The 9,694-nt window shown below is 69.6% G+C and carries 7 protein-coding genes; 1 reads left to right on the forward strand and 6 read right to left on the reverse strand.

What is annotated here, in order from left to right; translation table 11 throughout:
* Positions 1–6: 6 nt before the first annotated feature.
* From C9E82_RS05380 to C9E82_RS05405, 6 genes are all read right to left on the reverse strand, one after another.
* Entirely contained in the window at positions 7–1,266 is a 1,260-nt protein-coding gene (locus tag C9E82_RS05380) for an MlaD family protein (RefSeq protein WP_119900084.1), read from the reverse strand.
* A gap of 4 nt (positions 1,267–1,270) precedes the next feature.
* On the reverse strand, positions 1,271–2,068 hold the full coding sequence (locus tag C9E82_RS05385) for an ABC transporter ATP-binding protein (protein ID WP_119900086.1): 798 nt from the start codon (positions 2,066–2,068) through the stop codon (positions 1,271–1,273).
* On the reverse strand, positions 2,065–3,120 hold the full coding sequence (locus C9E82_RS05390; protein ID WP_119900088.1) for an MlaE family ABC transporter permease: 1,056 nt from the start codon (positions 3,118–3,120) through the stop codon (positions 2,065–2,067). Before C9E82_RS05390 ends, C9E82_RS05385 begins: the two co-directional genes overlap by 4 nt.
* A 154-nt stretch (positions 3,121–3,274) precedes the next feature.
* Positions 3,275–4,387 (reverse strand): ABC transporter permease, encoded by a 1,113-nt coding sequence (locus C9E82_RS05395; RefSeq protein ID WP_119900090.1) that lies wholly within the window; start codon positions 4,385–4,387, stop codon positions 3,275–3,277.
* The gene (gene rbbA, locus C9E82_RS05400) at positions 4,384–7,125 is read right to left on the reverse strand and encodes a ribosome-associated ATPase/putative transporter RbbA (RefSeq protein ID WP_122449209.1); all 2,742 of its coding nucleotides are present in this window, start codon (positions 7,123–7,125) and stop codon (positions 4,384–4,386) included. Before rbbA ends, C9E82_RS05395 begins: the two co-directional genes overlap by 4 nt.
* Complete coding sequence (locus C9E82_RS05405) at positions 7,122–8,153, reverse strand: HlyD family secretion protein (protein WP_221035973.1); 1,032 nt, start codon at positions 8,151–8,153, stop codon at positions 7,122–7,124. Before C9E82_RS05405 ends, rbbA begins: the two co-directional genes overlap by 4 nt.
* Positions 8,154–8,441: 288 nt before the next feature.
* Here C9E82_RS05405 and C9E82_RS05410 point away from each other — a divergent pair, with 288 nt between their 5' ends.
* Positions 8,442–9,605: an ABC transporter ATP-binding protein gene (locus tag C9E82_RS05410; protein ID WP_119898663.1), complete on the forward strand. Its 1,164-nt coding sequence runs from the start codon at positions 8,442–8,444 to the stop codon at positions 9,603–9,605.
* Positions 9,606–9,694: the final 89 nt, after the last annotated feature.

Below are 9,694 nucleotides of genomic sequence, written 5' to 3' on the forward strand. Positions count from 1 at the left end.
GGAACCTCAGCGGCGGAATTCAGGGGTGCGCGGACCCGACAGGATCTGCGAGGGGTTGCGGCGCAGCGTGGTCACAAGCTGGTCCAGGTTGTCGACCAGGCCGCGCATCTCTTGCGACAGGCGCGAGAATTGCGGCAGCGCCTCGCGGGTGAAACTCTGGACCGGCCCGGCCGAGCTGTCCAGCACCGACTGCAGCGAGGCGAAGGCATTGGCGGCGGCGTCGGCGGCGTCGCGCATCCGGCCGGTGATCCGGGGCAGGTCGTCCGAGACGCTTTCCAGCGTCCTGTTGACCCGGTCCAGCGTGGCGCGCAGATCGGCGATGATCGGGCCCAGGTCGGTGCCGAACATGGTCTCGGCCTGGTCGAAGGCCCGCGTGCCGGCCTCCAGCGCCCGGTCCAGGTTGTCCAGGCTGCCGCCCGCCCGCGCGCCAAGCTGCGCCAACTCGTCCTGCAGCCCCGCGGCGGTGTCGTTCAACTGCCGCGTCAGCCCGCGCAGGTCGCCCGAGACATAGTCGCGCACCTCGTCCAGCGTCTGGGTGGCCGAGGCCAGCGTGGTATCGGCGGTTTCCGCGGCGGCGGCGAAATTGTCCAGCGCGGTCTCGGCGTTCTGGCTGAGCGCGTCCAGTTTCGATCCGAAGGTGGCGATGCCCTCGGCCGCCTGGCCGATGGCGTCGGTCGCCGCCGAGATATCGGCCATGGCCTTGTCCAGATTGCCGCTGGACCGTTCGACATTGTCGAGGATATTATTGACACGCTGCTGATTTTGCTCGCCAAGAAGCTCGGTCAGCTGTTCGGCCACCTGGTTCAGCCGCTCGATGATCTGCGGGCCCTGGTCCGACAGCGTCTGCAGGGCCGAGCGGCTGGACTGGATCACCGGCACGCCCTCATGCGGCTGTTCGCGCAGCAGCGGAGAGGTTGGGCGGCCGGCGGTGATGAAGACATTCGACACCCCGGTCACGCCCTGAAGCTCGATCGAGGCGCGGGAATCGGTGCGGATCGGCGTGTCCTCGGCCACTTCCAGCCGCACCCGCACCGGGCCGGCCTGGTCGGGGGCCAGTTCCATGGCCACCACCGTGCCCACGGTCAGCCCCGCGAAACGCACTTCCGAGGCGATGCCCAGGCCCGACACTTCGGTGAAATGGACGTCGTAATAGGCGAATTGCCGGTCCAGCTCCAGCTTGGCGAACCACATCAGGAAGCCCAGGATGCCCAGGAAGCCGGCAATGGTGAAGGCGCCGATCAGCGCGTAATTCGCCTTGGTTTCCATCGTCCTATCCCTCGTCCCGATCCGCCGCCCGATCCGTCACCTGCGCGGCGCGGGCGCGGGGACCGTGGAAATATTCATGCACCCATGGGTGATCGACCTGCAACATCTGGGACATGGTTCCCGTCGTCAGCACCTTCTTTTCCGCCAGCACCGCGATCCGGTCGCAACAGGCATGCAGCGTGTCCAGGTCATGCGTGACCAGGAAGACCGACAGGTTCAGCGCGTCGCGCAGGGACACGATCAGCCGGTCGAAGGCGGTGGCGCCGATCGGGTCCAGCCCGGCGGTGGGCTCGTCCAGGAAGACGATCTCGGGATCCAGGGCCAGCGCGCGGGCCAGCCCGGCCCGCTTGCGCATCCCCCCCGACAGGTCCGAGGGGAATTTCGCATTGGCGTTCCAGGGCAGCCCGGCCATCGCCACCTTCAGTTCCGCCAGGCCCTGGCGCTGCTGATCGCCGAGGCCGGGGACGGCGCGTAGCGGCACCTCGACATTCTCGCGCACGGTCAGCGAGGAAAACAGCGCCCCGTCCTGGAACATCACGCCCCAGCGGCGTTCGACCGCCTCGCGCGCGGGGCCGCTCAGCGCGCCCACGTCCTGGCCGAAGACGCGGATCGTGCCCGCCGCCGGTTTCAGCAGCCCGACGATGCTGCGCAGAAGCACCGACTTGCCGGTGCCCGAGCCACCGACCACGCCCAGGATCTCGCCGCGCTTCACGTCCAGGTCCAGCCCGTCATGGACCACATGGCTGCCGAACTGGGTGCGCAGGCCGCGGACCTCGATGACGTTCTCGGCCTCGCTGCTCATAGTCCCACCACCGAGAAGAAGATGGAAAACAGCGCATCGGCGATGATGACCGCGAAGATCGCGTTGACCACCGCGGTCGAGGTCATCGATCCCAGCGATTCCGCGTCCTTGCCGACCTTCATGCCGGCATGGCAGCCGATCACCCCGATGATCAGCGCGAAGACCGGCGCCTTGACCAGCCCGACGACGGCATGTCCGACCGCGATGTCGCCCAGCCGCGCCAGGAACATCGAGGGCGATATGCCCAGCTCGATCCAGGACATGATCGCCCCGCCCAGCAGCCCGGTCACGTCCGAGACCAGCCCCAGGATCGGCAGCGTCACGATCAGCGCCAGCACGCGCGGTAGGATCAGCACCATGTCCGGGTCCATCCCCAGCGTGCGCATGGCGTCGATCTCCTCGCGCATCTTCATCGAGCCGATCGAGGCGGTCAGCGCCGAGGCGGTGCGCCCCGCCACGATGATCGCGGTCAGCAGGATGCCCAGCTCGCGCAGGACGGAAATCGCGATCAGGTCGACGACGAAGACCTCGGCCCCGAACTGGCGCAGCTGGGTCGAGCCCTGGAAGGCCAGCACCACCCCGATCAGGAAGGACATGATGGCGACGATGGGCACCGCGCGCAGCCCGGTTTCCTGGCAGTGATGGACCAGCGAGGTCAGGCGGAAATCGGCGGGATGGCGGATCGCCCGCAGAAGCGCGGCGATGAAGCGGCCCAGATATTCGGCCAGCTCGCGAAAGAAGATCAGCCCCGAGACGACGCGGCGGCCGACATCCTCCAGCAGGCGGCGCCAGCCGGGCAGGGGGGCGGGGGCGGGATCAGGGCTGGCCATGGCCCTGGCCACGCTGTCCAGCAGCTGGCTGTGGCGCTCCGACAGGCCGGCGATCTCGGCCCCGGCCTCGCGCTGGCCGATCAGGAACCACGCCCCGGCGGTGTCCAGCCGCCCCAGCCCGGCCGCGTCGATGCGCCCGGCCCGGCCGCCCGGCAGCTGCGCCAGCGTCCAGACCACCAGATCGCCGGTCAGGACCAGCGCGCCGTCGCGCTGCTCGGCCATCAGACTGGCCTGACTGGGATCCTGTGGCGCCATCGGCTGATCTGTCCTCGTCCGGTTGACGAGACATCCCCCGGATGCGCGCCGGTGTCAAATATCCGTTTCGAACCCGTGCGTTCAGCCTGCGGTTGTGGCGCAGCCGGGGCGCCCATGGCCGCTAGCCCAGGAAGCGGCGGAACTGGCGCAGCGCCAGCCAGAACATCGCCCCGCCGGTGGCCAGCAGCGCCAGGAATTGCGGCCAGACCACGTCCAGCCCCGCGCCCCGGAACAGGACGCCCTGCGACAGGATCACGAAATGCGTGTTCGGCGCGAGGGACATGATCGCCTGGATCATCTCGGGCATGCTCTCGCGCGGGGTCATGCCGCCCGACAGCACCTGCAGCGGCAGCAGGACCAGCATCAGGAGCAGCGCGAATTGCGGCATGGTGCCGGCCAGCGTCGCAAGGAAGATCCCCATCGAGGTGGTCGCGAACAGCATCAGCGCCGCCGCCGCCACGAACAGCGGCACCGAGCCCGCGATCGGCACCTGCAGCGCCATCTGCACCACCACCGTGATCGCGAAGCCTGATGCCAGCAGCACCACCAGGCCCATGGACCAGATCTTCGACAGCATGATCTCGGCCGCGCTGACCGGCATGACCAGCAGATGCTCGACCGTGCCGTGTTCCTTCTCGCGGATCAGGGCGGCGCCGGTCAGGATGATCGACAGCATGGTGATGGCGTCGATGACGCTGTTGACCGCCCCGAACCAGCTTGCCTCCAGTGCCGGGTTATAGCGCGCCCGCAGTGCCAGCCCGACCGGCGGGGTTGCGTCCTCGCGGTGGCCGGCGACGAATTCCGCCACCTCGGCGGTGACGATCTGCTGGACATAGCCGCTGCCGGTGAAGGCCTGGGTCATGCGGGTGGCGTCCACGTTCAGCTGGATCGCCGGGTTGCGACCGGCCAGCACGTCGCGTTCGAAATCGGGCGGGATGTCCAGCGCGAAGGTGTCCAGCCCCTCGTCCATGCGCCGGTCCATCTGGCTGGTCGTGATCATCCGCGGCGCGCCGAAATAGGGCGGCGTGAAGGCCGAGACGATGCGCCCGGAAAGCATCGAGCGGTCCTCGTCCACGATGGCGATGGCGGCGTTCGACAGGCTTTCGGGCATCGCCTTCGATTCGGTATAGATCGACAGCGAGAAGGCATAGACGATCAACAGCAGCATCGCCGGGTCGCGCCACAGTCCGCGCAGCTCCTTGACGCCCAGGTGCCAGATGTTGCGCAGCCTCATTTCGCCTGTTTCCTCAGCAGCAGCACGCTGAGCCCCAGGATGACCGGGGTCGCGGCGGCCAGCGCCAGATAGACCGTGCCGAAATCCTGGAAGCCCAACCCCTTGGAAAAGGCCCCGCGCGAGGCGATGATGAACCAGGTCGTCGGATAGATCTCGCCGATGGCGCGGCCCGCGCCCTGCAGCGAGGAGACCGGGTCCAGCAGCCCGGAATATTGCGCGCCGGGGATCATCGTCACCAGCACGGTCGCGAACAGCGCCGCCACTTGGCTGCGCATGAAGCTGGAGACCAGCAGCCCCATCGCCGTGGTCGCCCCGACATAGAGCAGCGCGGCCAGCGCGAAGGCGGTCAGGCTGCCGGTGAAGGGCACCCGGAAGGCGAAGATCGCCAAGGCGGTCAGCAGCGCGAAGTTCAGCATCGCCAGCGCCACATAGGGCAGTTGCTTGCCAAGCAGGAATTCCAGCCGCGTGACCGGCGTGACGTAGAAATTGACGATCGAGCCCAGCTCTTTCTCCCGCACCACGCTCAGCGTCGTCAGCACCGCCGGGATCAGCAGCAGAAGCAGCGGGATCACCGCGGGCGACATCGCGACGATGCTTTTCACGTCGGGGTTGTAGCGAAAGCGCGTGACCAGGTCGAAATCGCCCCTCAGCGCGGCATCGCCGTGAAGCTCGCGCGCCTTGCGCGCGATCCAGTCGCCATGCATCCCCTGCACATAGCCCAGCACGGTTTCCGCCCGCGTCGGGTTGGCGCCGTCGATCCAGGCGCCGATCTCCACCTCGGCGCCGCGCGCCACGTCGCGGGCGAAGCCGGGCGGGATCTCGATGGCCAGGCTCAGCGTGCCGTCGCGCATCCGGGCGTCCATGTCGTCATAGCCGGTCAGCGGCGGCGCCTCGGTGAAATAGCGCGATCCGGCGATGTCCAGCACATAGTCGCGGCTGGTCGTGGTCTGGTCGCGGTCCAGCGCGGCGAAGGACAGGTCCTCGACATCCATGTTGATGCCGTAGCCGATCACGAACATCAGGATCAGGCTGCCGATCAGCGCCAGGGTCAGCCGGATCGGGTCGCGCCGCAGCTGCAGCGATTCCAGCCGCGAATAGCTGAACATCCGGCGCAGGCTGAACCAGCCGCCCGCGGGCGCCGCCGTCTCGGGGGCGTCCGTCAGCGGGGCGGGGACGGGCTCGTCGCCGATGGCGTCCTGCAGATAGGCGACGAAGGCGTCGTCCAGCGTGGCTGCGTCCTTGGCGCGCATGATCGCCTCGGCCGTGTCGCTGACCAGCACCCGGCCGGCATGCATCAGGCTGATGCGGTCGCACAGCTCGGCCTCATTCATGAAATGGGTCGAGACGAAGATCGTCACCCCGTCCTGGCGCGACAGCTCGCCCAGGATGGCCCAGAAATCGTCGCGCGCCACCGGATCGACGCCCGAGGTCGGTTCGTCCAGGATCAGGATCTCGGGGCCGTGGATCATCGCCACGGCCAGCGACAGGCGCTGGCGGATGCCGAGGGGCAGGGCCTCGGGCAGGTCGTCCGCCACGCCCTGCAGGCCGAAGCGGTCGATCATCCGCGTCGCCCGGTCGCGGATGGCCGCGGGCTCCATGCCGAACAGCCGGGCGTGCAGCTCCAGGTTCTGCCGCACCGTCAGCTCGGAATAGAGCGAGAAGGACTGCGACATGAAGCCCACCCGGCGGCGGACCTCCATGTCCCTGGGGTCGATCTCGGCGCCGAACAGCCGGGCGGTGCCCTCGCTGGGTTCCAGAAGCCCCGTCAGCATCTTCATCGTGGTGGTCTTGCCGCAGCCGTTCGAGCCGAGGAAGCCGAAGATCTCGCCCTTCTCGATGCGGAAGCTGACATCGTCCACGGCGGCGAAATCGCCGAAGCGCATGGTCAGGTGGCTGGCCTCGATGGCGATCTCGTGGCCGTCCGGCGCGCGGGGCGGGATCGCGACGGCCCTGTGGCCGCGGCTTTCGCTGTCGGGCATCAGCGCGATGAAGGCGGCATCCAGATCCTCGGCGCCGGTCCGTTCCAGCAGCTCGGCGGGGCTGCCGGTGGCCAGGACCCGGCCCCCGTCCATCGCCACCAGCCAGTCGAAGCGGGCGGCCTCTTCCATATAGGCGGTGGCGACGATCACGCTCATGGCCGGGCGATCGCGGCGGATGCGCTCGATCAGGTCCCAGAACTGGCGGCGCGACAGCGGATCGACGCCGGTGGTCGGCTCGTCCAGGATCAGGAGGTCCGGGTCGTGGATCAGCGCGCAGCACAGGCCCAGCTTCTGCTTCATGCCACCCGACAGTTTCGCGGCGGGGCGGTCGCGGAAGGGCGACATGCCGGTCGCGGCCAGCAGCGCGTCGATGCGGCGGGTGCGCTCGGCCGGGCCATGGCCGAACAGCCGGCCGAAGAAATCCAGGTTCTCGGCCACCGACAGCGTCTGATAGAGGTTCCGGCCCAGCCCCTGCGGCATATAGGCGATGCGCGGGCAGATCCGGGCGCGGTGACGCGCGTCGCCCATGTCGCCGCCCAGCACCTCGATCCGGCCCTGCTGGATCACCCGCGCGCCGGCCAGCAGCGACAGCAGACTGGACTTGCCGACGCCGTCCGGGCCGATCAGCCCGACCATCCGCCCGGCGGGCAGCTGCAGCGTCACCTCGTCAAGCGCCGCCGTCTGGCCATAGCGCAGCCCGACGCCCTCGAGGCGGGCCACCGGGGCGGCGGGGTCGCTGTCGGGGGCGGCGGCGGTCATTGCACCAGGTTGGACAGGGTTTCGGGCCATTCGGTGTCGGGATCGATCCGTACATGGGCCATGCCGGGCAGGCCGGTCTTCACATAATCGCTGTATTTGCGCAGCAACTCGGGATCGACCTGCGCGCGAACCCGGAACATCAGCTTCTCGCGCTCCTCGGCGGTCTCGACGGTGCGGGGGGTGAACTGCGCCACATCCGCGACGTAAGAGATGCGGGCCGGGATGACATATTGCGGCGCGGTATCCATGACCAGCCGTGCCTCGGCCCCGACCTCGACCCGGCCGGCCTGCGAGGTGGGCAGGAAGAAGGTCATGTAGACATCCTCCAGGTCGACCAGGTTCAGGATGCGGCCGCCCGCCGCGACCACCTCGCCGGGCTGGGCGATGCGGTATTGCACCCGCCCGTCGCGCGGCGAAGCCAGCGTCGCGTCGCCGATCTGCACCTCGACCGCCTCGATCGCCGCCTGCGCCGCATCCACCGCCGCCTCGGCATCGACGACCTGCGCGCGGGCCGAGCCGATCCCGGCCTCCGCCGCCGCAAGCCCGGCCTCGGCCGAGGCCAGCCCGGCCTGCGTCTCGCGCCCGGTCGCGCGGGCGTCGTCCAGCACCTGCTGCGAGGCGACATTGCTGCGCGCAAGGCTTTCGGTCCGCGCCAGTCGCGAGGTGGCGGCATCGGCGGCGGCGCGGGCCTGCTCGACGGCGGCCTCGGCGGCGGTGCGCTGCGCCTGAGCCTGGGCGACGAGGCTTTCGGCGGTCTCGACCCCGATCCGGGCGCGGCGCAGCTGCGCCTCGGCCTGGCGCTTCTGGGCGTTCAGCTGCAGCACGTCCATCTGCACCAGCACGTCGCCCTTGCGCACGAATTGCCCCTCGGCCGCGCGGATCTCGGCGATGCGGCCGCCCGAGAGCGCGGCGATGTCGATCTCGGTCGCCTCGATCCGGCCATTGCCCGAGGCGATGCCGGCAGGCAGGCTGTCGGTCGACATTTCGCGCCATGCCAGCCACAGGACCGCGCCCAGGGCCACCGCCATCCCGACCAAGATCCAGTTCCGTCCCCGTTTCGCCGTCGCCCGCATGATTTGCCGCCTGATCGCCAGAGTTCCGCGCCATCTTCGCGGCCCGCCGCTGCCGGGAACATGATCTCGGTCAAACCCGGCCCGGATGATGCCGCTGTGCAGCATCACTCTGGCATGGCTTCGGCCAATGCGCCAGCTTCATGGGTTTTCGGCCCGGCCCACGCCCCGCGCGGGCCCTGCGCGGCGCTGTCACACCACCGTCACGGCAGGGCGATAGACCGCCCCCGCAAGGATCGGAGCGCCATGGCCAGCCTGGATCTGTCACAGCTTTCGCGCAGCTTCGGCGGCACACCCGCGGTCGATCGCGTCTCGTTCTCGGTGCCCTCGGGGGCCTTTCTGGCGCTGCTGGGACCCTCGGGCTGCGGCAAGACCACGCTGCTGCGCCTGGTCGCGGGGCTGGAGCGGCCCGATGGCGGCACGATCCGGATCGGCGGGCGGATGATGGCCGGGCCGGGCGTCTTCGTGCCGCCCGAGGCGCGCGGCCTGGGCATGGTGTTCCAGTCCTATGCGCTGTGGCCGCACATGACGGTGGCGGGCAATGTCCGCTTCGGGCTTCGCGTCCAGCGCCTGCCGCGCGCCGAGCAGGAGGCCCGCGCGGCCGAGGCCCTGCGCATGGTCGGGCTGGAGCGGATGGGTGCGCGGCTGCCGCATCAGCTGTCGGGCGGCCAGCGCCAGCGGGTCGCGCTGGCCCGCAGCCTTGCCCTGCGCCCGTCGCTGATCCTGCTGGACGAGCCGCTGGCCAATCTGGACGCGCATCTGCGCGAACAGATGCTGGCCGAGTTCCGGCGCATCCATGCCGCCTCGGGGACCAGCTTCGTCCTCGTGACCCATGACCAGGACGAGGCGCTGGCGGTGGCCAGCCATGTCGGCGTGATGAATGCGGGCAGGCTGGAACAGCTGGCCGCCCCGCAGGTGCTGTGGCAGCGGCCGGCCACGCCGATGGTGGCGCGCTTCGTCGGCGGCGGCCGGACGGTGCCGGTCAAGGTGCTGGGCGCGAAGGACGGCGCCTGCGCGATCCGCATCCGCGACCGGGTGCTGACGGTGCCGGGCCTGGCGCCGGCGGGGGCGGGCTGGCTGTGCCTGCGCCCGCATGACCTGCTGCCCGACCCGGCCGGCGCGCTTGGCGCCCATGTGCTGGACAGCCGCTTCCGCGGCGGCGCCCATGTCGTCACCGGCTTGCTCGACGGCGCCGAAGATGGTGGCGAGATCGAGCTGGTGCTGCATCGCGCCCCCCGGCGCGGCGAATTCCTGCGCCTTGGCCTGCGCGGCGGCTGGGTCCTGCCGCGCGAGGCGCTGGCGACGCCCCTGCCGCGTCCGGATGGTCACGCGATCTGCACGAAACCGTCACCCGACTGTCAACGAACCGCTCTAGGGTCAGGATGCATTGATTTCTGTTGCGCTGCGTGATTCACGCCTCCGAAAACGGAGCGGTGACATGAGCGATCTCTTCTGGCTGACCGACGCGCAGATGGCGCGCCTGGCTCCCTTCTTTCCCA

It is taken from the genome of Paracoccus sigandri, assembly GCF_003709565.1.
GTDB classification, from domain to species: Bacteria; Pseudomonadota; Alphaproteobacteria; order Rhodobacterales; family Rhodobacteraceae; genus Paracoccus; species Paracoccus siganidrum.

What these genes read in the sequence shown, in the direction of transcription:
- C9E82_RS05380 (WP_119900084.1), bottom strand. Translation starts at nt 1,266, where the DNA reads ATGGAAACCAAGGCGAATTACGCGCTGATCGGCGCCTTCACCATTGCC.
- C9E82_RS05385 (WP_119900086.1), bottom strand. Translation starts at nt 2,068, where the DNA reads ATGAGCAGCGAGGCCGAGAACGTCATCGAGGTCCGCGGCCTGCGCACC.
- C9E82_RS05390 (WP_119900088.1), bottom strand. Translation starts at nt 3,120, where the DNA reads ATGGCCGAGCAGCGCGACGGCGCGCTGGTCCTGACCGGCGATCTGGTG.
- C9E82_RS05395 (WP_119900090.1), bottom strand. Translation starts at nt 4,387, where the DNA reads ATGAGGCTGCGCAACATCTGGCACCTGGGCGTCAAGGAGCTGCGCGGA.
- rbbA (WP_122449209.1), bottom strand. Translation starts at nt 7,125, where the DNA reads ATGACCGCCGCCGCCCCCGACAGCGACCCCGCCGCCCCGGTGGCCCGC.
- C9E82_RS05405 (WP_221035973.1), bottom strand. Translation starts at nt 8,153, where the DNA reads ATGGCGGTGGCCCTGGGCGCGGTCCTGTGGCTGGCATGGCGCGAAATG.
- C9E82_RS05410 (WP_119898663.1), top strand. Translation starts at nt 8,442, where the DNA reads ATGGCCAGCCTGGATCTGTCACAGCTTTCGCGCAGCTTCGGCGGCACA.